The following is a 20,990-nucleotide window of genomic DNA, read 5'->3' on the forward strand; positions in this document are numbered from 1 at the left end:
AGGGTCGCTTCAGGCCAGCGTGAAGCGGAAGGTGGCGCCTTCACCCGGTGCTGCTTCGGCCTGCAGCTCGCCGCTGTGGCGCTGCACGATGCGCCGGGCCGTGGCCAGCCCGATGCCCAGGCCGCTGAATTCATTGGGCATGTGCAGGCGCTGGAACGGCTGGAAGAGCTTGGCCGAGCGCGCCATGTCGAAACCGGCGCCGTTGTCGGTGACGCAGAACCAGTTCTTGCCGTCGCGGCGCTGGGCGTACACCCGCACCGAGGCCGCCGGCGTCTGGGCGGTGTACTTCCACGCGTTGTGCAGCAGGTTCTGCAGCAACGCTTCCACCAGCGGCGGATCGCCCATGGCCTGCAGGCCGGGATCCACCCGCCATTGCACGTGGCGCTCGGGTTCGGTGGTGGCGAACTCGTCCAGCAGCCGCGTGGCAATGGCACTGATGTCCACCCGCTCGCGCCGCAGTTCGCCCCGGGCGAATTGCGAGAGCGTGAGCAGGCCGTCGATGAGCTCGCCCATCTTCTTGCTCGCCGCCATGATGCGTTCCAGGTGCGCCTGGCTGTCGGCGTCCATGGATGGGTTGTCTTCCTGCAGCGCTTGCGCGAAGCCATTGATGATGCGCAGCGGCGAGCGCAGATCGTGCGCAACCGCATACGAATAGCTCTCCAGTTCCTCGTAGGCAGCTTCCAGCGCCTGGGTGCGAAGCCGGATGCGTTGTTCCAGCGACGCGTTGAGTCGCTGGATTTCCATCTCGCTGCGTTTGCGTTCGGTCACATCCTGCGTCACGCCCAGCGCTCGCACGGCGCGACCCTGCGCGTTTCGCTCGAACTCCGCCTGCACCGAAAACCAGCGGTCTTCTCCGTCGAAATTCATGCGGTACTCGATGTCGTACTTCAGCGCGCCCTTGACCGCCTCAGACCAGCGCTGCAGCACCAGCGGCCGGTCTTCAGGGTGTGTGCGGTCGAGCAGTTCCTCGTCGCTGAATTCCGGTGCTGGCAGGTGCAGCACGCCGTGGGATTGCGCCAGCGTGCTGAAGCGGCGCGTGGCCACGTCGGCCTGCCAGCTGGCCAGGCCGGCCATCTTGTGCGCCTGGCGAAGCAGTTGCTCGCTGGTGCGCAGCGCTTCCTCGGTGGCCTTGCGCGCGCTGATGTCCTGCACCACCGCAATGAGGTAGTCGGGCTCGCCAGCCTCGGTGCGCACCAGGGACAACGTCAGGTACACCCACACGCTGTGGCCCTGCTTGTGGATGTAGCGCTTTTCGAAGCTGTAGTGCGTGATTTCGCCGTCCAGTGTGCGCTGGAGTTGTTTCATGTCCAGCGCCAGGTCTTGCGGATGCGTGAAATCACGGAAGTGCATGCCCAGCATTTCTGCCTTCGTGTAGCCCACGATGTCGCAATAGGTCTGGTTGACGCGGATCCAGCGGCCATCGATGTGGCTGTGGGCCATGCCGGTGGCACCCTGCTCGAAGGTGTCTTCGAGCTTTCGCTTGCTTTCCTCGAGCTGCGCGGTGGCGGCACGCAGGTCGTGGTTGCGGCGCTGCATCAGCGCGATGGAGCCCACCACCACGATCTGCGTGATGAAGTGCCACAGGTTGAGCCAGAAGGCCTCCACCCGGTTGTCGATCGCAAAGCTGAAGTACGGCTGGACCAGCAGGAAGTTGATCAGCAGCATGCCGATCACGGTGCTGAACATGCCGACGCGGAAACCGCCGTACAGCGCCGAGATGGCGGCTGCGAGCGAGAGGGTGATGAATCGGCCGCCCGACTCGGCAGGCGCGAGCTCCATGCGCAGCCAGGCCGCCAGGAGCGTCACCACCAACGCGACGCTGTAGCGGTTCCAGGCGCTGCGCCGCTCGGGTTGCCAGTCCACCAGCTTCTGCCAGTACCTTTGCGCCAGGGACCCCGTGGGGGCGGTGGTGGTCATGGAGGGCGTGGGCTGGGTAGAGAGGCGTGTGGGGTTTGTTAGCGTTATACCGGATGAGCTTGGGGGCGTGCCAGTGCCTGCAGCACGGATTCGATCGCGTTGGCCGTTTCCTGTGGCTTTTCCATCGGAAACAGATGGCTGCCTTCCACCATCATCAGCCGTTCGGGGTGTTTCAGGCCGACGAGCCGCTGGGTCATGGCCATGCCCACCTGCTTCATCTCCAGCGAGCGCGTGCCGCCGATGAAGCCCACCGGGCAGCCCAGCGGATGGCGGCGCAGCAGGCGGTCCAGGTTGTGCGGCAGGGTGTTGTAGATCGACGTCTCGATATCGCGGTCGAAGGCCAGCACGCGCTGCGCCCGGCCTTCGGCATCGACCTGATCCTGCGTGCCATGGTGGATGTAGTCGCGAAGCACCTGCGGGTCCCAGTCGGCAAAGGCCCGCTTGGAAACGAAGTAGTCATGCGCCGTGGCACTGTCGGGCCAGGCGTTGCGCCTACGCCGGCTCACCTTGCCCGGCGTGATGGAGCCCACCAGCTGAGTGCGCTTGACCACCTCCAGCGCACGGGCACGCCAGCCACCCAGGATGGGTGAATCGATCAGCACCACGCCGCGCACCGCCTCGCCACCCAGGCGCGGATGGCGCGCGGCGCACATCAGGCTGAGAAAGCCGCCCAGCGAATGGCCCACGAGCCAGGCGCCCTGGCCATGGCGCTGCACTTCGGGCGCAGCGAAGTCGGCGAGCTGCTGCACCAGGAAAGGCCAGTTGCTGGTGACAGGGTAACGGGGGTCGTGGCCGAAGCGGTCCACCGCGCGAACCGCATGGCCGCGCGCCCGAAGTGACTTGAACAGCACGCCGTAGGTGCTGGCAGGAAAACTGTTGGCGTGGGAGAAGACGATGAGCGACAACGCGAGGCCTCAGATGAGCTTTTCGCGCGCGTTGGTGATCTTCTTCAGCGGCTGGCTGCGCGGCGTGCTGCACAGCAGGGGCACCTCGGTGTGGGCGCCGTCCCAGGTCGGGTCCTCGATGCTGTCGAACACCTCGCGCAGCTTCTGGCCCCAGGTGTTGTGCACCATGCGGAAATAGGGATTGTTGTCGTCGATGCAGGTGATCTTGTCGGACTGCAGGCGGTCGGCCTCGTAGACCGCCATGTCCAGCGGGAGGCCGACCGACAGGTTGGACTTGAGCGTGGAATCCATGGAGACCAGCACGCACTTGGCGGCCTCGTCCAGCGGCGTGTCGGGAGTGATCACGCGGTCGAGCACGGGCTTGCCGTATTTGGATTCGCCGATCTGGAAGAACGGCGTTTCCGAGGTGGCCTCGATGAAGTTGCCGGCCGAGTAGACCTGGAACAGGCGCATGCCTTCGCCTTGCACCTGGCCGCCGAAGATCATGGACACATTGAACTCCACGCCGGCGCGCTGCAGGGAGTCACCGTCGCGCTCATAGACATGCCGCACGGCCGAACCCAGCACACGAGCCGCATCGAACATGCTCCTGGCGTTCCAGATGGTGATGGGTTCGCCGCCGTCGGCATCCTCCAGTTGTTCGATCTGCAGAATCTCGCGCACCGATTGCGACACGCTCAGGTTTCCCGCCGACAGGAGGCACATGAAGCGGTCGCCCGGCTTTTCGTAGACGATCATCTTGCGGAAGGTGCTGATCTGGTCGAGGCCCGCATTGGTGCGGGAGTCCGACAGGAAGACCATGCCGGCATTGAGTTTCACGGCGACGCAGTAGGTCATGATGGCTTGCTCAGTTTCTTGAGTGTGTAGAGCTGTTCCAGCGCCTCGCGCGGGGTCAGGGAATCGGGGTCGATCACCTGCAGGGCAGCCTGCAGGGGGTGTGTCTCGGGCTCGAGTGTGGCAGGTGGTGGCGCGAACAGGTCCACCTGGCTGCGGCTTTCCTCGCTTTGGGCTTCCAGCGCAGCCAGGGCGTGGCGTGCATGCTGCACCACACCAGGCGGTACGCCGGCCAGCCGCGCCACCTGGATGCCGTAGCTGCGGCTCGCGGGCCCGGGTTCGATCTGGTGCAGGAACACGATGCCGCCGGACTTGCCACCCGCTTCGGCCGCACTCACGTGCACGTTCACCGCCGCGTGATGGCGGGCGGGAAACTCGGTGAGTTCGAAGTAGTGCGTGGCGAACAGGGTGAAAGCGCGCGATTTGTCGTGGAGGTGCGTGGCGATGCCGCCGGCGAGCGCCAGACCGTCGAAGGTGGACGTGCCGCGGCCGATCTCGTCCATGAGCACCAGGCTCTCGGCCGTGGCGGCGTGCAGGATCTGCGCAGCCTCGGTCATCTCCACCATGAAGGTGGACTGCGCGTTGGCCAGGTCGTCGGCCGCGCCGATGCGGGTGTGGATGGCGTCGATCGGGCCCAGGTGGCATTCAGTGGCCGGCACGCAGCTGCCGATGCTGGCCAGCAGCACGATCACCGCCACCTGCCGCATGTAGGTGCTCTTGCCGCCCATGTTCGGGCCGGTGATCACCTGCATGCGCTGCTTCGGGCCCAGCACCGTGTCGTTCGCGATGAAGCTGCCGCCGCTGGTCTCGTTCAGCCGGGCTTCCACCACCGGGTGGCGTCCACCGCGGATGTGGATGCAGGGCTCGGGGACAAATCGGGGCTCGCACCAGTTCAGGGTGAGGGCGCGTTCGGTGAGGGCGCACAGCGCGTCCAGCGCGGCCATGGCGCGGGCCAGTTGCGTGAGGGGCGCCACGAATGCCTGAAGCTGGTCGAGCAATTGTTCGTACAGCCACTTCTCGCGCGCCAGCGCGCGGTCCTGCGCCGAGAGCGCCTTGTCTTCGAAGGCCTTGAGTTCGGGCGTGATGAAGCGCTCGGCGTTCTTGAGCGTCTGACGCCGGCGGTAGTCGTCGGGCACCTTCGCCGCCTGTCCCTGGGTCACCTCGATGTAGAAGCCATGCACCTTGTTGAACTGCACGCGCAGGTTGGCGATGCCGGTGCGCGCGCGCTCGCGCTGCTCCAGTTCCACCAGGAAACCGTCGCAGTTGTTCTGGATGCCGCGCAACTCGTCCAGCTGGGCATCAAAACCATCGGCGATCACGCCACCATCGCGCACCAGGGCGGCGGGTTCTGCCAGCAGCGCGTGGCGCAACAGGTCTGCGCAGCCCGGTGGCGGCATCAGGTGCTGGCCCATGCCGTGCAGCAGCGCGCTGGCGGGTTGAGGGCCGAGCTGGCGCGCAAGCTGCTGGGCGCGCTCCAGTGTCTGGCCCAGGCCCACGAGTTCGCGCGGCTTGACCTGGCGCAGCGCGGTGCGCGCGGTGATGCGCTCCACGTCGCTCGCGCCCTTGAGCGACTGGCGCAGCTCCTGCCAAAGGCCGCTGCGCAACACGCCGATGGCAGCCAGGCGTTCGCGTGCCTCGGTGCGGTCGCGCCGGGGTTCCAGCAGCCATTGCCGCAGCGCCCGGCTGCCCATGCCGGTGCAGCACACGTCCAGCAGCGAGAAGAGGGTGGGGCTGGTCTCGCCGCGCAGCGTCTGCGTGAGTTCCAGATTGCGCCGAGTGTTGGCCGGCAGGTCGATGCGCTCGTCGCTGCGCGCCACCTGCAGGCTGCGCACGTGGGTGAGGGCGCGGCCCTGGGTGTGCTCGGCGTATTGCAGCAGGGCTGCGGCGGCGGCGTGGGCATCGGGCAGGTCCTGCGCGTCCCAGCCGGCCAGGCTGGCGGCCTGCAACTGCTCCAGCAGCTTGCGCTGGCCCAGCCCGGCGTCGAAGGCCCAGGCGGGCCGCAGCACCGCCACCAGCCGGGTGCCGTTGCCGCCGCTGTGGCTGGCCAGGGTCTGTATTGAACGTTCGAAAGCGGGCGTGGCCTCGGCGCTGTAGAGCAGCTCGCCTGGAGCGACGCGCGCCACCCAGTCGGCCAGTTCATCGCTCGCGCACTGCGCCAGGAACACGATGCCCTGCGTCACCGACATCCAGGCCAGGCCGCAGCCGGTGCGTGCGCCCGGGTGCACCGCCATCAGCAGCGCCTCGGTCTTGTCGGAGAGCAGCTCGCTGTCGGTCAGGGTGCCGGGCGTGACCACCCGCACCACCTTGCGCTCCACCGGGCCCTTGGCGGTGGCCACGTCGCCCACCTGCTCGCAGATGGCCACCGATTCGCCCAATTTGATCAGGCGCGCGAGGTAGGTGTCGACCGAATGAAACGGCACGCCGGCCATGACCACCGGCTGGCCCGCGGACTGGCCGCGCTGCGTGAGCGTGATGTCGAGCAACCGGGCAGCTTTCTCGGCATCGGCAAAGAACAGCTCGTAGAAATCGCCCATGCGGTAGAACAGCAGCGTGTCCGGGTGCCCGGCCTTCAGGGCCAGGTACTGCTGCATCATGGGGGTGTGTGCGGACAGGCTGGCGGCGGCGGCGCTGTCTGGAAAATCGTGTTTCATCAAGGACTTGGGTGAAGCGCGATATCTTAGGTGAAGGACGTTCCGGTGACCGATGACAGTGGAATCAAGGGCAGCATGCGGATGCTGCCTCGCCGGCCATGACCCGGCCGTGCCGCCATCTGGTGGTGGTGCTGGGCGATCAGCTCAACCGCGACGCCAGCGCGTTCGACGGCTTCGATCCCACGCAGGACCGGGTGTGGATGTGCGAGACCACCGAGGAAAGCACCCACGTGTGGAGCAGTCAGCAGCGCATCGTGCAGTTCCTTTCTGCCATGCGCCATTTCGCCGCGGCCTTGCGCGCCGCTGGCCTGCCGCTCGATTACCAGCACCTGCGCGAGGGAGGGCTTGGCGATGCCCTGGTCGAAGCCATCGCGACATGGCGGCCGCAGCGCGTGCGGCTCACGCAGCCTGGCGACTGGCGCGTGCTCCAGGCTTTGCGCGTTGCGGTGGGTGCCACTCCGCTGGACGTGCTGGAGGACCGCCACTTCCTTTGCAGCAACGCGCGCTTCGCGGCCCACGTGCGCGGAAAACGATCGCTGCGCATGGAGTTTTTCTACCGCGAGATGCGGCGCGAGCACGGCATCCTGATGGAGGGCCGGCAGCCCTGTGGCGGGGATTGGAACTTCGACGCCGACAACCGCGAGGCGTTCGGGCCGAACGGGCCGGGTTTCCTCCCTCCGCCGTCACGCTTCGAACCCGACGGCATCACGCAGGAAGTGATCGAACTGGTGCGGACCCGATTCACGGACCATCCCGGCCAGGCAGCACCCTTTGGCTGGCCAGTCACCCGCGAACAGGCCCTGGCGGCAATGCAGGTTTTCATCGACGAGCGCCTGGAACACTTCGGCCGCTGGCAGGACGCCATGTGGACCGGCGAGCCCTGGCTCTACCACGCGCACCTGGCCGCCGCGCTCAACCTGAAGCTGCTCGATCCGCGCGAGGTGATCGCCGCCGCCGAATCCGCCTGGCGCGAGGGGCGGGTGCCGCTCGCCTCAGCCGAGGGCTTCATCCGGCAGATCCTGGGCTGGCGCGAATACGTGCGCGGCATCTACTGGTTGAAGATGCCCGACTACGCGGACATGAACGCGCTGGATGCCCACGAGAACCTGCCGGCGTGGTACTGGACCGGCGACACGCCCATGCAGTGCCTGGCAGACGCCATCGGCCAGACCTTGCAGCATGGCTACGCGCACCACATCCAGCGCCTCATGGTGACCGGGCTCTTCGCCTTGCTGTTCGGCGTCGAGCCGCGCCAGGTGCACGGGTGGTACCTGAGCGTGTACGTGGATGCGGTGGAGTGGGTGGAGCTGCCCAACACCCTGGGCATGAGCCAGTACGCCGACGGTGGCCTGCTGGCGAGCAAGCCCTACATTGCCAGCGGACGGTACATCGACCGCATGAGCGACCACTGCCGGGGCTGCCGCTTCGACCCCGGCGAGCGCACCGGTGAGCGCGCGTGCCCGTTCACCACCCTGTATTGGGATTTCCTCATTCGTCACGAAGTCCGCTTCGCCAGCCACCCCCGGCTGGCCCTTCAGGTGAAGAACCTGGCGCGCTTGGCCCCGACAGAGCGAAGCGCGATCCAGGCGCGGGCGAGCGAGGTGCGGGCCGGGCGCCAGGGCTGAATCACTCAACCGAGATGTTGCGCTCGCGCACCAGGTTGGCCCATTTCTCGCGATCTGCGGTCACGACCTGGCGCATCTGTTCGGGTGTGCTGGTGGTGATGGAGGCTCCACGGGCCAGCATCACGCTGCTGACCTCCTCGGAGCGGATGGCCCGGATCAGTTCCTCGTTGAGTTTTTTCTCCACCGCCGGCGGCAAACCGGCTGGGGCAATGAATCCGAACCAGATGTTGTCGACGAAGCCAGGCACGGACTTGCCGATGGGCGGAATATCGGGCGCCTGCGCCGAACTGTTGGTGCTGGTCACGCCAATGGCGCGCAGCTTGCCGGACTGGATCATGGGCAGCGCCACGGGAAGATTCTCGAAAGCCATCTGGATGTTGCCTGCGACCAGATCCTGCATGGCCGGCCCGCTGCCTTTGTAGGGCACGTGGGTGATCTGCAACTGCGCGGAGCGTGAAAGCAGTTCGCCATTGAGGTGCGCGCTAGAGCCTGTGCCCATCGAACCATACGACACCTTGTTGCCGGACTGGCGCAGGTAGGCGAGCAGTTCGTCCATGTTCTTCGCAGGCACCGAGGGGTTCACCACCAGCACGTTGGGCAGGGTGATGGCCAGCGTAAGGGGCGTGATGTCGCGCAGCGTGTCGACGTTCATGTTCTTGTAGAGCGAAGGATTCACCGTCATCACACTCGCCGGCACCATGCCAATGACCGTGCCGTCGGGCTTGGCGCGCGCAATGCCCTGCAGCCCCAGCACCCCATTGGCTCCGGGGCGGTTCTCAACGATCACCGGCACGTTCATGTTCTGCGACATCACCTTGCCGGTCAGCCGGGCGAGCGTGTCCGACAGGCCACCCGGTGGATAGGGCACGATGATGGTGATCGGGTCTGCCGCCTGGGCGGTGGCGGTCAATGCAGTGGCGGCAAGGGCCACGAAGAGGCGGCGGGACATAGGCAGTTTCATCGTTGTCTCCTGTTGGTCTGGTGGGGGCAGGTGGGGGGAGATCAGGCGGCGCAGAGGGCGCTGGCCACCGTGGTCTGGTAAAGCTCGCGCTCCGAGATCTGCAGGCTGCGCTCCCAAGGCCAGCGCTGCATGGGGGGTTGGGGCGTGCGGTCGATGGCCTGTCCACCCAGGTAAATGGTGGTGAGCCGCGTGCGGTCCTGCAGGATGCGGATGTCGGCGAGTGGATCGCCATCCACCACCAGCATGTCAGCCAGCTTTCCCACTTGAAGGGTTCCGGTGTTCTGAGCGTCCACTGTGATCGACGAATGCCGCGTGGCGCAGGTAATGGCTTGAAGCGGACTCATGCCCAGCAGGCTCACGAACAATTCGAGCTCCCGTGCATGCCATTCGCCATACGGTGTAACGGCAAAGCCGGAGTCGGTGCCGCACATCATGGTGACGCCATTGCGCCAGGCATAGCTCAGGTTGACGATGGCCTTGTCGAGATCGCGCCTGAAGCGGTCGATGCGCGCCTGTGAGCAACCGGCGATGTGGCCCCAGTCGGCCACGTTGGCCGTGAAGGTGAGCGCAGGGCAGCAGGGAATGCCACTTGCGGCCAGGCGATCGGCCTGCTGGGTGTCCATGAAGTCGGCGTGCATGATCCAGTCGATGCCGGCATCGACGCAATCCATGACCGACTGCCCACTTCGCGCGTGGGCCGTCACGCGGCGGCCCAGGCGGTGTGCCTCCTGCACGATCACCTTGAGTTCGGCGGCATTGAACGCGGGCACGCTGCCGCCACCGGGGGTGAGCACGGACGATTCGCCGCTGGCTGCGATCTTGATGAAGTCCACGCCGTTCTTCACCTGATCGCGCACTTCGTTGACCATCTGGCTTTCGCCCTCGGTCAAGGCGCCCACCCCCGAGCGCGGTGAGCCCACCCATGATGGAAAGTAGTCGGTCAGCGCCGCGTGCGTGCTGAGATACCGCGCGGCGGCCGATATGCGCGGCCCCGGGAAAAGGCCGGCCTTGATGGCGTTGCGCACCGCGACCGCCACAAACCAGCTGCCGCCGGGATCGCTGAACGACGTCACGCCCGACAGGAGGACTGTGCGCGCATGGTAGACGCCGCGGATCGAGCGGTATTCGGCCGAGGCAAAGAGGTCTTGCTCCTCGATGCCTCGCGCCACGCCGTAGCTGATGTGGCAATGGGCGTCGATGAGGCCGGGCATCACGGTCTTGCCCCTAGCGTCCTCCGTGCTCGTCGCGTCGGGCGGCAGTGGCGCGCCTGGTCCTTCACCCGCTTCGATGCGGGTGATGCGTTCGCCGTCCATCTCCAGCCAGTGCAGGGGCCGCGCTGGCGCGCCCGTGCCGTCGATGAGGTTGCCACCCACGAGGTAGTGTTTGCCCACGTTCAGCTCCAGGTCACGCCGGCGCGCGGTGTCTGCCCATCGCGGCCGGCGAGGAAATCGACCAGGACGGCGTTGAAGTCGTCCGCACGTTCGTAGTAGGCGGTGTGCGCAGCGCCAGCCAGCATGACGAGCCGGCTGTCAGGGACGAGAGCCCGAACCTTTTCGCCGATGGCTGGCGCTACCGTCTTGTCCTGGTCGCCCCAGACCAGCAAGGTGGGGAAGTCCGCGCGGGCCAGTTGCTCGCCCACCACCTCCTTGTCGAGATCCGAGGCAATGTAGCTGCCCAGTGCAGCAAACGACTCTTTTGCCCCGGGAGAGTTGTTGATGCGCCATTCCTCTTCGAGCATCTCGGGCGTGACCAGAGCGGGGTCAAAGATCACGCGCTGCATCTTCCCGGCCACGCCTTCGCGCGTCTGGTTGTTAGCACCGGCCTGGATGCGCCCTCGCGCTTCGTCGCCAATGGGCACCAGACCCATGCTGCCCACGAGGGCAATGGCCCTGACCCGGCCAGCTTGTTCGCACGCATAGGACGCCACCACATGACCGCCGAGCGACGTGCCCACGATGACGGGTTGACTGGCGCCGATGGCTGCCACGAATTCCCCCAGGAACGCGCGGTAGGCGGGCACCGAGCAAGCGACGCCGGGGCCCTTGGAGGCAAAGCCATGGCCAGGGAGGTCCATGGCGTAAACGTGATAGCCCGTCCCTGCCAGTGCGTCCACATTGCGGACCCACCGGTCCGCCCGGCCACCGGTACCGTGAACGAGGATGATGACGTTGTCCCCGTGGCCCGCTTCGAGCACCCGGGTGGTGATGGCCCCGACGGCCATCGGATAGCTGATCATGCAGAACTCCTTTATTCATTGAATGAATTACGTATTCATTCAATGAAGGCGATTCTGTCGCGACTCGAGGCACTCGAAATCAGGGCATGTACGGAAACGGAATGAATAGCCACCGGCCACCCGCCGGTGACCCGATCACTCGTGTTCGAGGCGATCCACCACGGGGCGCAACTGAGCAGCGGCCTGCTTGAGCGCCTGCCCGGCCTCGGCCCGCACGGCCGGGCTGGCCATGTCGGAAGTGGCCGCCGTGCAGATGAGGACGTAGGGCGTGCTGCTCGCGGGAGAGGACAGCGGAATGGACACTGTGGTGAGGCCCTGGAAGAACACGTCGACATTCACCACATAGCCCTGATTCGGGAACTCGGCCAGCGCGGCGAGAAGGTGTTTTTCCACGCGCTTGTGCTGCGCCGGGTCTGCCTTGCGGCAAGCCTGGATGACCTCCTTGCGCGCTTCAGGAGGTAGACCCGCCAGATACCCCCAGCCGGTGCCTGAACTGATGATCGGCACCTGTGAGCCTGCGCGCACGTTGAGCTTGAGGAATGCGTGGGGCGATTCCGCGCGTTGAATGTAGAGCATCGTGGTGCCCTCCCGCGTGGAGAGGCTCGAGGCTCCCTTGAACCGCTCGGCAATGTCCTTGAGAAGGGGCCGCGCCAGCTCCGCCAGTTCCAGCGTGTCGAGCGCCGAATACCCCAGAGTGAGGATGGAGAGGCCGGGGCGAAATCGTGATCCGTCCGAATCGGAAGTGAGGTATCCCCCGTGTTCGAGTGTCTTGCACAGGCGCCACACCGTCGGCTGTGGCAGGTCGATCATTCGCGCGATTTCACTGCTGCCCAGCCGCTCTCGCCCGTGGTCGAAACAGCGGAGCACCGCAAGGCCCCGCAACAACGCCGTGACCAGCGGTTGACCTTGCTTGCGTTCCTTCATTCGGCAACGGTGGACTCGAACCGGACTTCAGCGCTCGCCGGGGTCGAGGAACTCCCGCAGCACGCCCGCCGCCTGCTGCATCAACAGGTAGTTCTCGGGCGACAGGTCGCGCTCGACCAGATCGAAGTGACACAGGGTGCCCACGAGCTTTCCGCGTGCATCGCTCATCGGAACGCCGTGGTAGGCCACCATCACGCCCTGATAAGGATGCCCATCGACGCGTCTGTCTTCGCTGGTGTTGCTGGTGAGGAACTGTCCATCGCGCAGGACGAACTGGCAGAAGCTCACGTCCAGCGGCACCTCGGCCAGGTACTCGGGCTTCATTTCACCCGCCTTGTCGAAGAGGCCCAGGTTCTTCAGCCGGGCTTCGTGAAGCCGGTAGACGGCCGTGTACCGGTGGTCGATGCGCTGGTTCAGGAACCTGAGGCCGCCGTCGATGCCGGCCTCCTGAAGCGCGGCGCGCAGTTGGTCCAGGGAGTCGGGTTGCGCGGAAGAGGCCATGGTGGGGCGGGGGTGTGGGGTGCGAAGGCTGGAAGAATACCCGTTGCCGGCCTTTCTGGCTGGCGCAGGGCCGGGAGTCGGGTGGATGACAATCGGCGCTCATCGGCTTTTCTGAACCACCGCCATGCCGTCTTTCATCGTGCTGGAAATCTGTCTGTGCTGACCCTCACCTGGCCCGTGGTGGCTGCTGTGCTGGTGGGGGCGTTTCTGCATGCCGCCTGGAACGCGCTGGTCAAGAGCAGTGGCGACAAGGCCCTGGACACGGCGCTGCTTCATCTGGTGGGTTCGGCGGTGGCGCTGCCGGTGCTCTGGCTCTCGGGACTGCCCGAGCCCGCGAGCTTGCCGTTCATTGCGGCGTCGGTGGTGATCCACATTGGCTACTACGTGGCACTGGTGGGCGCCTACCAGCACGGAGATCTGGGGCTGACCTACCCCATCATGCGCGGCCTCGCCCCGTTGCTGGTGGCGCTGGCCAGCGGCAGCCTGCTGGGGGAAATGCCCAGCCTGACGGCCTGGGTGGGCGTGATCGGCATCACCACCGGCGTGGCGCTGGTCGGCCTGGCCCATCCGGGCGAAGCGCTTCACCACCGCAAGGCGTTGCTCTACGCCTTGGCCAACGCCGGCATCATCGCCCTGTACACGGTGGTCGATGGGCTGGGCGTGCGTGCGGAGGTGGCCAACGGCGGCAATGCCCTGCGCTACGTGCTGCTGCTGTTCGTGCTCAATGGTGTGTGCTATCCGCTGCTGGTCTGGTGCCGTCGACCCGCAGCGGGGCGGACCGCCATGCTCGCCTATGCCCGACGCCGCTGGCCGGTCGCCACCCTGGGCGCCGCCGCCTCGATCGCGTCGTACGCCATCGCGTTGTGGGCCATGACACGCGCACCGGTGGCCAGCGTGGCCGCGCTGCGCGAGACCTCGGTGCTCTTTGCAGCGGTCATGGGCACGCTGCTGCTCAAGGAAAAATTCGGCATGCAGCGCGCCGCCGGCACGGCGGTGATCGTGGCCGGCGTGATGGCTCTGCGGATGGCGTGAGCGCGCCATTCAGCGACGCGGCGGTGGGGTGGTGGGCTCGACCTTGACCTTCAGTTCCCGCGCCACTTCCAGATGCTGGCGCAGGTGGGGCAGGTGCTTCGCGGCGAACGCTTTCACCTCCGGATCCCGCGCTTCGCTCGCCGCTTTCTCGAACAGGCGGATCGTGTCCTGGTGCGCTTCCACGCCCATCTGGTGCACGTAACGGCGGTCGAAAGTCTCGTCGGCCATGCCGCCGATCACCATCTCCTTGCCCTTTTGCAGCATGGAGGGTTCGGTGGGCGGCTTGTAGTTGCGGGCGGTGGCCAGCGCGACCAGTTCTTCGCCGATGCGGGTGTGGTCCTCAATCATGCGTTGCGCGAACGCCTGCACCTGCGGATTGCGCGCCTTGGTGAGGGCCAGACGACCCGCGGAAAGCTCGGCGTGGCCGTTCTGCGCGGCCTGCTCCAGAAAGGCCTGGTCCTGCTGGGCGAGCGTGTCGGCCAGGGAGTGTCCACCGAGCAGCAATCCCACGACGATCGAGGCTTGTTGAAGGGTTCGTTTTTTCATGCCTGTGTGGTCCATGATGTGTTTCCGCACGGAGCGCTCACTTGCGTGGGCGCTCCCCACCCTCTCCGGGGACATAGCGCTTGCGTTGCGCCGCATCCAGGCCGGGTGAAGCGCGCATGTCGGTGTCCACCATGCCCGCTTCCAGGTCCTTGCTGGCCTGCTTCATGGCGGCGTCGGGTTCCTCTGCGGTGTTCTGCGTCGACTGGTCGCGCTCGTGCGGCAGCTCCATGTCTTCGTCTTCCGGTTGAGGGGGCGTGGAGCCGGGCGCACGGGGCGAGCGGTCCACAGGATCGCGCGGCGCGCGGTGGTCTGCCCCATCGGGGCGTTGCTTCGTCATGATGTCTCCTGGAGATGGCTTTGCCATGACAGGGCAAGGCGCGTGCCTGCCCCCCGCGCGCGGCGCCGGGCACGTGCCTTGCCCGAAAAGCGCATACAGCGAACCTCGCTGGAGTCAGGAGTTGCTCATGAATCCGCATGCCCACCAGCCAGAAGTGCCCCAGCCCGCGCCCCCCATTCCCTCGCCGTACCCTGATTCACCACCGGGGCGCCCCATGGAAGTCCCCCCCGACATCCAGGAGCCCGGCATCCCCGGCCCAGACACCCCCCCCGAAGGCGATCCGCCCGGCAAGCCCAATCCGATCGTCGTCCTGCATTGACAGACCGCGAGGCGCCATCGCCTCGACTTGGTAGCTGGAGGGCTCGTCGGCTTTCAGAACAATGGCATCATGGGCGCCGCCGCGCAAAGCCCCGGATCACGCGCGCCCACAGGAACAATTCATCGATGACCCATGCCTTGATCGTGGACGACGACGTCGATTCCGCAGCGATGCTCAGCGAGCTGATTGCGTTGCAGGGATTGACTGTTGCCACAGCGAATTCCCTGCGCGATGCGCGCAAACAACTTGCCCTTCAGACGCCCGACCTGGTGCTGCTCGACCTGCGCCTGCCGGACGGCAGCGGCATGGACCTGTTTTCCGACCCCGAACTGGTGGCCGACTCCGAGGTGGTGCTGATGACCGGGCACGCCAGCCTGGAAACCTCCATCCTCGCGTTGCGCCTGGGGGCGGTCGATTACCTGGTCAAGCCCGTCACGCTAAAGCATCTGCAGGGCGTGCTCTCACGCGTCACCAAGCCTGCCGTGCTCAAGGCCGAAGTGGCCGGACTTACCGCCAACCTCGCCAGCACCGGCAATTTCGGACAACTCTGGGGACGCTCTCCGTGCATGCAGCGCGTGTACGAGCAGATCAGCCGGGTGGCGGGTTCAGGCGTGACCGTCTTCATCACCGGTGAGAGCGGAACCGGCAAGGAGGTGGTGGCCCAGACCATCCACGAACTCAGCCGCCGGCGCAAGATGCCGTTCCTCGGCGTGAACTGCGGTGCCATTTCGCCGAACCTGATCGAGAGCGAAATCTTCGGCCACGAGAAGGGCAGCTTCACTGGCGCAGACCGCCAGCACCAGGGCTTTTTCGAGCGGGCCGCTGGTGGCACGCTGTTCCTGGACGAAATCACCGAGATGCCGCTGGACCTGCAGGTCAAGCTGCTGCGTGTGCTCGAGACGGGCCGGTTCATGCGCGTGGGTGCGGCGCAGAGCCAGGAAACCGACGTGCGCATCATTGCGGCCACCAACCGCTCGCCCATGCAGGCGGTCGCCGATGGGCACCTGCGCGTGGACCTGATGTACCGGCTCAATGTCTTTCCGATCGAGATGCCGCCACTGCGCGAACGGCTCTCGGACGTGCCCCTGCTGGCCGGCCGTTTCCTGCGCCTCATTGGCGAGCAGGAAGGCAAGGAAAAAAGCTTCACGCCCGAGGCGCTGGAGCAGCTCAGCGCCTACCACTGGCCCGGCAACGTGCGCGAGCTTCGCAATGCCGTGCAACGTGCCTACGTCATGGCCACGGGGGGCTCCATCGACACCCAGTGGCTGCCTCACCCCACGGGTTGGCCCCAGCAGCGGCCCGTGGACGCACCGGATTCCGCGCCGGCTCCCTTGACCCGCGTGGCGGAGCCGGCGGTTGCTGCTGAAGTGCAGACCCGGGCCGAGGCCCCACGCGATGCCGTGGTGCTGCCCCTGGGCATTTCGCTGGCAGAGGCTGAACAGAAGCTCATCCTGGCCACGCTGGAGCACTACGGCCGGCAGAAAGAGCGCACCGCTGCGGCCTTGGGAATCAGCCTCAAGACCTTGTACAACCGGCTCAAGCAGTACGCCGCCGACGACAAGGATTGATGGGGGCCGGGCTGGCACGCCGCTTGCCCCTGAAGGACGGCGGGTCTGCATCGCGTTCTCGACGCGATGCGGCCCATCGCTCAACCCTTCAGGAGATTTCCCCATGGCCAATCCCAGCATCACACCTTCATCCATCGACGCAATGGGTAATCGCATGCCTGACGGCAACGAAGTCGTCTCACGCGTCGCACAAGGCGCCCATGAAACCGTGGATCGCCTGGCCGAGAAAGCCGCGCCTGCGGTTCAGAAGCTGGAATCGACCGTTGCCCATGCCAATGAGGTCCTGCACCAGCAGGCCGCCAAGGCTCGCCAGTTGGGCGACGAATGGACCGACAACCTGCGCGGCACCGTGCGCGAGCATCCGCTGACCTCGGTGGGTGTGGCGCTCGCCGTGGGCATGATCTTCGCGCGCCTGACGCGCTGAGTTGGGTTCGCATCGGCGTCTCGCCCCGGAGGTTCGACATGAACGACATGAGCTCCGCTGCCTTGCTGTGTGCAACGCCTGACCTTGGGCGGGCGGCGCAGGTGCCGCGAGCGCCGGGACCCAGGCCTGCGCCCCCCGAGGACGAGAGCGCCGACCCCGTGGGCGATGGTCACAGCGATGCGGATCTGGCCGAGCGCCAGAACCGCCCTGCGCAGCAGCCTCCGCCTGATCCCGACTGAGGCAGACGAAAAAAAGGCCCGCTTGCAGCGGGCCTTTTCACTGGCATCGCCAGTTGGATCAGTCTGCCGTGGCGCGGTGCTGGTTGCGCAGGCTGCGGATCTGGTCGTGGTTGCGCTTCACGCCGGCCAATTGGGCTTCGACCATGGTGCGCACTTCGACGGGCAGGTCTTCCTTCAGCGCTTCGCGGTAGCGATCCAGCGCAGCATCTTCGCCGCGCTCGGTCTCCTCGAGCATTGCCAGGTCGGTGTAGCCCGAGAGCGTGCCCTTCACAGCGACCCAGCCCCGGTGCACCGTGCCGCTGGCGGTTCCGCTGTCTTCCGGCTTGCCGCCCAGGCGCACGACGAGCGTCTGCAATTCAGCTGCTGCGGCGCGGCAGTCCTGCGAACGCGTGAGAAACAGGTCCTTGATCTGGGGATCGACAGCGTGTTCAGCGCTGGTCTTGAACCCGTACTCACCGTCCTTGCAGGTTTCGATGAGGTTGTTGAGCGTGTTGATGGTGTCTTTGTCTTTCATGGCGTTCCTTCTTGAAAGTGGATGGGACGCCGGTCCCGGCTGGAAATGCATTCGCCGCTCCCGACGTCTTTGCATGGCACATGGCGTACCCGGTGATGGCTTCCTCAGACGGGAAGGTCAGGGGTCAGCGGCATACGGGTGCGGCAATATTTGCCGCAAGCCCTTTGCGAGCGCGATCTGGCACCCCCTGGGTGTTCCCAGGGCCGGGCATCCCGATTGCCTACAGGCGGTGCTGCATTCCATTTCTGGCGCAGTTTTTCTCAACTTCAACCAGGACTTGCCCATGAACCGCTCAATTTCTTCCTTCAAGACGTGGCCGCTGGCCGCAGTCGCCATGGCTGTCGCGTGCTCCGTGTCTGCCCAGACCCAGGCGCCGGGCAACGACGGATCGACCACTGTGCTCGCCCAGGCAGCGGGCGGGTCCACCTCGGGCGCCGTGCGCACCACGGGACCGCGCATGCCCGGTGAAGGCGGCTACTCGATCATTCCGTATTCCACGCAGGGATATGTGGGTCTGAATGTCGGTCGGCCCGACTACGACCTGGGTTGCGGCGCCGGCGGCTTCAGCTGCTCGGACAGCTCCACCTCGTTCAACCTGTACACCGGCGGCATGTTCACCCAGTACCTGGGCGCTGAATTCGGCTACGTGAACCTGGGCAAGATGCGCCGCGGCGGTGGCAGCACCAAGGCGCACGGCCTCAACGTGAGCCTGGTCGGCCGCGTGCCGCTGGGCGCGTTCAACGTGTTCGGCAAGTTGGGCACCACCTACAGCCGCACCGAAGTCTCGGCCAGCGCGCTTTCGGGCATTGCCACCGGCAGGGAAAGCGGTTGGGCGCCGACCTACGGTGCTGGCGTCGGCTTCGACCTGACCCCGCGCTCGTCCATCGTGCTGGAGTGGAACCGCTACGACATGCGATTCGCCGGCGTGGGCAAGCAGGAAGTCACCACCACCAGCCTGGGCTACGTGCACCGCTTCTAAGGCCTTCCTGATGAAGGGAAAAAGGATGTTGAAACTTCAGCATCCTTTTTTTTGCCTCCCGTTGCTGGCGGGCGCTGCGGCATGGAGAATGGGGCGCCGTGTTGCCTGCAAGCCTGGAATCCCCATGAACGACGCTTCGCCTCCATCGACGGGCTCCGGCCTGCGCATGCTCATTGCCGATGACGACCGCGACAGCGCCGAATCGCTGGTGCTGCTCATGGAGCTTGCGGGCCATTCCGTGCACCTGGCGCTCGACGGCGAGGAGGCCCTGGCCGTGGCCTTGCGCGTGCAGCCCCAGGTGTCCATTCTCGATATCGGCATGCCGGCCCTGGACGGCCACTCGGTGGCTCGCCGCCTTCGGGACTCGCTGCCGCATACGCCCATGCTGATCGTGGCGCTGACCGGTCGCGAGCGAACCGAGGACCGACTGCGTTCGTCCGCGTCGGGCTTCGATCACCATTTCATCAAACCCGTCGTGCTGAGCGAACTTCACCGCTGCATTGCGCATTGGCGCAATCGGGAGGTGGATCCCGGACTCGCCACGAAAGCCTGAGCACCATGTCGGTACTGCAGACCATCCTCACCACGCTGCAAGCAGAGTTTTCGGACCTCACCGAGGTCGAGCGCATCACCCGGGCGACCTGGCGCATGGCCGAGGCGCTGCTGCTCGGTGCCCTCATCGGCTGGGACCGCGAGCGCCGAGATGCAGAAGCGGGGCTGCGCACCCACATGCTGGTCTCGCTGGGCGCGGCGTTGTTCGTGATGATCTGCCTGGAAACCGGTATGGACGACGACCAGCTCAGCCGCGTGGTGCAGGGGCTGGTCTCTGGCATCGGGTTCCTGGGTGCCGGTGCCGTGCTCAAGGACCAGGAGGAGGGCCGCATCCATGGGCTCACCACCGCCGCCGGCATCTGGGCCACTGCGGCCGTGGGCATGGCCGCCGGCATGGGCCACACCGGCATTGCCATCCTGGCATCGCTGTTCATTCTGCTGGTGCTGGGGTGGCTGCGCCGCATCGGCCGAAACATCCGCCGCGATCAGGACGCCGAGCAGGGTGTAAAGCGCGACCCGTGAGGTCGAAGGCGCCAAATCAGGTCAGAATTGGCGCCTTGTTCGCCAAAAAATAAGCCCCATGCCCGTTTCTGGTAATCCGTACGCTGAACTCGCCGACCAGCTGGCCAACCGGCGCGATGCCATCCTCCAGGCCTGGCGCGCCTCGGTGACCGCCGACGACGCGCTCACCACCGGTGATTCCCTGCCGTATGCCCAGCTCAACGACCACATCCCCGCCGTGCTCGAAGGGTTCGAGGAACACCTGCGTTCGGAATCGTCCGAAGCCGAACGCCTGGGCGACGCCGCCTCGCACGGCCTGCACCGCTGGCAGCAGGGGTTTGGCCTGGCCGAGGTGGTGCGGGAACTGGGGCGCCTCAACGAGTGTGTGGTGAGTGAACTCGAATCCCTGGCCGCCGGTCCTCCCATCCGGTCGCCCCAGGTGATGGCGCGTGCGCGCCTGCTCTGGGCGCAGATCTACAGCGTGGCGGTGGGCGCCAGCACCACGCAGTACTTCAAGCTGCAGCAAATCGAAGCCACGGCCTACACGCGCAGCCTGGAGCAGGGCCTGGCCACCTTGCGCAAGATGGAGCAGCAAAGGGCGCAGCTCTGGCAGGAAGCCGCTCACGATCTGCGGGGCAATCTGGGCGTGGTGAGCAATGCCACCGCCGGACTGGGCGCGCGCCACACAGACCCGGTGGTGCAGGAAACCTTCCTGCGATTGCTGGGCAAGAACGTCCAGGCGCTGCACCGGCTGCTCGACGATGTGACCATCCTCGCCCGGCTGCAAAGTGGGCAAGAGGAGCGCAATGTCGATCGGGTGGACGTCGCGCCGCTGTTTCGCGAGTTGTGGGAATCGCTGGAAGCTCACGCACAACAGAAGGGCCTGAGCTTCAAGCTGCAGGGACCCGAGCCGTTCGAGGTGCGCTCGGACGCGGTGAAGTTGCACCGCATCGCGCAGAACCTGGTGCTCAACGCGATCCGCTACACGCACCGCGGCGGCCTGGAACTCTCCTGGGGCGACGCCGGTCCCGAGGATCCCGACCGGTGGATGCTGTCGATTGCCGACACCGGTCCGGGGATCGGCAACGATGGTTCATCCGAACTGAAGAACGCGCTCGAAGTGGCCACGCAGCACGCGGACCAGGTCGCCTTCGACTCCAGGGAGGACAAGATCACCCATATCGAAGAAGAGGATGCGGGAGTGCCGGAACCCGGCTCGGCACCTCACGTCGACCGGCATGGTGAAGGCATCGGCCTGTCCATCGTCAAGCGCCTGTGTGAACTGCTCGACGCCACGGTGCAGGTGGACTCCGACAGCTCGGGCACGCGTTTCGAGATCCTTTTGCCGCGCCATTACGAATAAAGGGCGGACTGGGCACACCCCTTGCCAATGAAGGTTGGCGTCAGCCGCAAGCCGCATTTTCG

General features: G+C 66.1%; 21 protein-coding genes. 9 read left to right on the forward strand and 12 right to left on the reverse strand.

All coding sequences use genetic code 11. The annotated features are described in order from the left end of the window. Positions 1-9 precede the first annotated feature (9 nt). From ACTIEY_RS16355 to mutS, 4 genes are read right to left on the reverse strand one after another with little or no spacing between them, the layout of a single operon-like run. Complete coding sequence (locus ACTIEY_RS16355) at positions 10-1,917, reverse strand: PAS domain S-box protein (RefSeq protein ID WP_439520184.1); 1,908 nt, start codon at positions 1,915-1,917, stop codon at positions 10-12. A gap of 44 nt (positions 1,918-1,961) precedes the next feature. Beyond that, the gene (locus ACTIEY_RS16360; RefSeq protein WP_439520185.1) at positions 1,962-2,822 is read right to left on the reverse strand and encodes an alpha/beta hydrolase; all 861 of its coding nucleotides are present in this window, start codon (positions 2,820-2,822) and stop codon (positions 1,962-1,964) included. 9 nt (positions 2,823-2,831) lie between these two features. Beyond that, the gene (locus ACTIEY_RS16365) at positions 2,832-3,659 is read right to left on the reverse strand and encodes a peptidase (protein WP_439520186.1); all 828 of its coding nucleotides are present in this window, start codon (positions 3,657-3,659) and stop codon (positions 2,832-2,834) included. Next, entirely contained in the window at positions 3,656-6,307 is a 2,652-nt protein-coding gene (gene mutS, locus ACTIEY_RS16370; protein ID WP_439520187.1) for a DNA mismatch repair protein MutS, read from the reverse strand. The genes ACTIEY_RS16365 and mutS overlap by 4 nt, the downstream gene beginning before the upstream one ends. A gap of 98 nt (positions 6,308-6,405) precedes the next feature. On the opposite strand from mutS, the gene ACTIEY_RS16375 reads away from it, so the two are divergent. Further along, a complete protein-coding gene (locus ACTIEY_RS16375) occupies positions 6,406-7,932 on the forward strand; it encodes a cryptochrome/photolyase family protein (RefSeq protein ID WP_439520188.1) in 1,527 nt (508 codons plus the stop codon). A 1-nt stretch (position 7,933) separates the two neighbouring features. Here ACTIEY_RS16375 and ACTIEY_RS16380 read toward each other — a convergent pair whose 3' ends face one another. The 5 genes from ACTIEY_RS16380 to ACTIEY_RS16400 form a co-directional block, all read right to left on the reverse strand. Further along, positions 7,934-8,893, reverse strand: coding sequence for a Bug family tripartite tricarboxylate transporter substrate binding protein (locus tag ACTIEY_RS16380; protein WP_439520189.1), 960 nt, complete (start codon positions 8,891-8,893; stop codon positions 7,934-7,936). A gap of 41 nt (positions 8,894-8,934) precedes the next feature. Further along, on the reverse strand, positions 8,935-10,284 hold the full coding sequence (locus tag ACTIEY_RS16385) for an amidohydrolase family protein (protein ID WP_439520190.1): 1,350 nt from the start codon (positions 10,282-10,284) through the stop codon (positions 8,935-8,937). A 2-nt stretch (positions 10,285-10,286) separates the two neighbouring features. Next, on the reverse strand, positions 10,287-11,129 hold the full coding sequence (locus ACTIEY_RS16390) for an alpha/beta fold hydrolase (protein WP_439520191.1): 843 nt from the start codon (positions 11,127-11,129) through the stop codon (positions 10,287-10,289). Between the two features lie 135 nt (positions 11,130-11,264). Next, complete coding sequence (locus ACTIEY_RS16395; protein ID WP_439520192.1) at positions 11,265-12,053, reverse strand: IclR family transcriptional regulator; 789 nt, start codon at positions 12,051-12,053, stop codon at positions 11,265-11,267. A gap of 27 nt (positions 12,054-12,080) precedes the next feature. After that, positions 12,081-12,554 (reverse strand): guanylate cyclase, encoded by a 474-nt coding sequence (locus ACTIEY_RS16400; RefSeq protein WP_439520193.1) that lies wholly within the window; start codon positions 12,552-12,554, stop codon positions 12,081-12,083. A 156-nt stretch (positions 12,555-12,710) separates the two neighbouring features. Here ACTIEY_RS16400 and ACTIEY_RS16405 point away from each other — a divergent pair, with 156 nt between their 5' ends. Further along, complete coding sequence (locus tag ACTIEY_RS16405; protein WP_439520194.1) at positions 12,711-13,586, forward strand: EamA family transporter; 876 nt, start codon at positions 12,711-12,713, stop codon at positions 13,584-13,586. Positions 13,587-13,595: 9 nt separating this feature from the next. On the opposite strand, the gene ACTIEY_RS16410 is transcribed toward ACTIEY_RS16405, so the two are convergent. Next, on the reverse strand, positions 13,596-14,132 hold the full coding sequence (locus ACTIEY_RS16410; RefSeq protein WP_439520195.1) for a DUF4142 domain-containing protein: 537 nt from the start codon (positions 14,130-14,132) through the stop codon (positions 13,596-13,598). A gap of 37 nt (positions 14,133-14,169) precedes the next feature. After that, positions 14,170-14,469 (reverse strand): hypothetical protein, encoded by a 300-nt coding sequence (locus tag ACTIEY_RS16415; protein WP_439520196.1) that lies wholly within the window; start codon positions 14,467-14,469, stop codon positions 14,170-14,172. A gap of 444 nt (positions 14,470-14,913) precedes the next feature. Between ACTIEY_RS16415 and ACTIEY_RS16420 the strand changes: the two genes are divergently transcribed. The 3 genes from ACTIEY_RS16420 (at position 14,914) to ACTIEY_RS16430 (ending at position 17,019) form a co-directional block, all read left to right on the forward strand. Continuing rightward, positions 14,914-16,356 carry a sigma-54-dependent transcriptional regulator gene (locus tag ACTIEY_RS16420; protein ID WP_439520197.1) on the forward strand — a complete coding sequence of 481 codons (1,443 nt, stop codon included), beginning with the start codon at positions 14,914-14,916 and terminating at the stop codon, positions 16,354-16,356. A 103-nt stretch (positions 16,357-16,459) separates the two neighbouring features. Beyond that, positions 16,460-16,780 carry a DUF883 family protein gene (locus ACTIEY_RS16425; protein ID WP_439520198.1) on the forward strand — a complete coding sequence of 107 codons (321 nt, stop codon included), beginning with the start codon at positions 16,460-16,462 and terminating at the stop codon, positions 16,778-16,780. Between the two features lie 38 nt (positions 16,781-16,818). Next, entirely contained in the window at positions 16,819-17,019 is a 201-nt protein-coding gene (locus tag ACTIEY_RS16430) for a hypothetical protein (RefSeq protein ID WP_439520199.1), read from the forward strand. A gap of 58 nt (positions 17,020-17,077) precedes the next feature. Here ACTIEY_RS16430 and ACTIEY_RS16435 read toward each other — a convergent pair whose 3' ends face one another. Continuing rightward, positions 17,078-17,533, reverse strand: coding sequence for a PA2169 family four-helix-bundle protein (locus ACTIEY_RS16435; RefSeq protein WP_439520200.1), 456 nt, complete (start codon positions 17,531-17,533; stop codon positions 17,078-17,080). 283 nt (positions 17,534-17,816) lie between these two features. On the opposite strand from ACTIEY_RS16435, the gene ACTIEY_RS16440 reads away from it, so the two are divergent. The 4 genes from ACTIEY_RS16440 (at position 17,817) to ACTIEY_RS16455 (ending at position 20,928) form a co-directional block, all read left to right on the forward strand. Beyond that, positions 17,817-18,512, forward strand: a complete 696-nt coding sequence (locus ACTIEY_RS16440; RefSeq protein ID WP_439520201.1) for an outer membrane beta-barrel protein — start codon at positions 17,817-17,819, stop codon at positions 18,510-18,512. Positions 18,513-18,636: 124 nt separating this feature from the next. After that, the gene (locus tag ACTIEY_RS16445) at positions 18,637-19,065 is read left to right on the forward strand and encodes a response regulator (protein WP_439520202.1); all 429 of its coding nucleotides are present in this window, start codon (positions 18,637-18,639) and stop codon (positions 19,063-19,065) included. A 5-nt stretch (positions 19,066-19,070) separates the two neighbouring features. Continuing rightward, on the forward strand, positions 19,071-19,586 hold the full coding sequence (locus ACTIEY_RS16450; RefSeq protein ID WP_439520203.1) for an MgtC/SapB family protein: 516 nt from the start codon (positions 19,071-19,073) through the stop codon (positions 19,584-19,586). 58 nt (positions 19,587-19,644) lie between these two features. Then, the gene (locus ACTIEY_RS16455) at positions 19,645-20,928 is read left to right on the forward strand and encodes a sensor histidine kinase (RefSeq protein WP_439520204.1); all 1,284 of its coding nucleotides are present in this window, start codon (positions 19,645-19,647) and stop codon (positions 20,926-20,928) included. The last annotated feature ends 62 nt before the right edge of the window (positions 20,929-20,990 follow it).

The organism is Hydrogenophaga sp. (genome assembly GCF_051858985.1).
GTDB lineage: Bacteria > Pseudomonadota > Gammaproteobacteria > Burkholderiales > Burkholderiaceae_C > Hydrogenophaga.

Coding starts and splice junctions, on each gene's coding strand:
- ACTIEY_RS16365 (WP_439520186.1), bottom strand. CDS start 3,659: ATGACCTACTGCGTCGCCGTGAAACTCAATGCCGGCATGGTCTTCCTG.
- ACTIEY_RS16450 (WP_439520203.1), top strand. CDS start 19,071: ATGTCGGTACTGCAGACCATCCTCACCACGCTGCAAGCAGAGTTTTCG.
- ACTIEY_RS16420 (WP_439520197.1), top strand. CDS start 14,914: ATGACCCATGCCTTGATCGTGGACGACGACGTCGATTCCGCAGCGATG.
- ACTIEY_RS16390 (WP_439520191.1), bottom strand. CDS start 11,129: ATGATCAGCTATCCGATGGCCGTCGGGGCCATCACCACCCGGGTGCTC.
- ACTIEY_RS16415 (WP_439520196.1), bottom strand. CDS start 14,469: ATGACGAAGCAACGCCCCGATGGGGCAGACCACCGCGCGCCGCGCGAT.
- ACTIEY_RS16410 (WP_439520195.1), bottom strand. CDS start 14,132: ATGAAAAAACGAACCCTTCAACAAGCCTCGATCGTCGTGGGATTGCTG.
- mutS (WP_439520187.1), bottom strand. CDS start 6,307: ATGAAACACGATTTTCCAGACAGCGCCGCCGCCGCCAGCCTGTCCGCA.
- ACTIEY_RS16355 (WP_439520184.1), bottom strand. CDS start 1,917: ATGACCACCACCGCCCCCACGGGGTCCCTGGCGCAAAGGTACTGGCAG.
- ACTIEY_RS16440 (WP_439520201.1), top strand. CDS start 17,817: ATGAACCGCTCAATTTCTTCCTTCAAGACGTGGCCGCTGGCCGCAGTC.
- ACTIEY_RS16455 (WP_439520204.1), top strand. CDS start 19,645: ATGCCCGTTTCTGGTAATCCGTACGCTGAACTCGCCGACCAGCTGGCC.
- ACTIEY_RS16430 (WP_439520199.1), top strand. CDS start 16,819: ATGAACGACATGAGCTCCGCTGCCTTGCTGTGTGCAACGCCTGACCTT.
- ACTIEY_RS16375 (WP_439520188.1), top strand. CDS start 6,406: ATGACCCGGCCGTGCCGCCATCTGGTGGTGGTGCTGGGCGATCAGCTC.
- ACTIEY_RS16380 (WP_439520189.1), bottom strand. CDS start 8,893: ATGAAACTGCCTATGTCCCGCCGCCTCTTCGTGGCCCTTGCCGCCACT.
- ACTIEY_RS16395 (WP_439520192.1), bottom strand. CDS start 12,053: ATGAAGGAACGCAAGCAAGGTCAACCGCTGGTCACGGCGTTGTTGCGG.
- ACTIEY_RS16400 (WP_439520193.1), bottom strand. CDS start 12,554: ATGGCCTCTTCCGCGCAACCCGACTCCCTGGACCAACTGCGCGCCGCG.
- ACTIEY_RS16435 (WP_439520200.1), bottom strand. CDS start 17,533: ATGAAAGACAAAGACACCATCAACACGCTCAACAACCTCATCGAAACC.
- ACTIEY_RS16445 (WP_439520202.1), top strand. CDS start 18,637: ATGAACGACGCTTCGCCTCCATCGACGGGCTCCGGCCTGCGCATGCTC.
- ACTIEY_RS16425 (WP_439520198.1), top strand. CDS start 16,460: ATGGCCAATCCCAGCATCACACCTTCATCCATCGACGCAATGGGTAAT.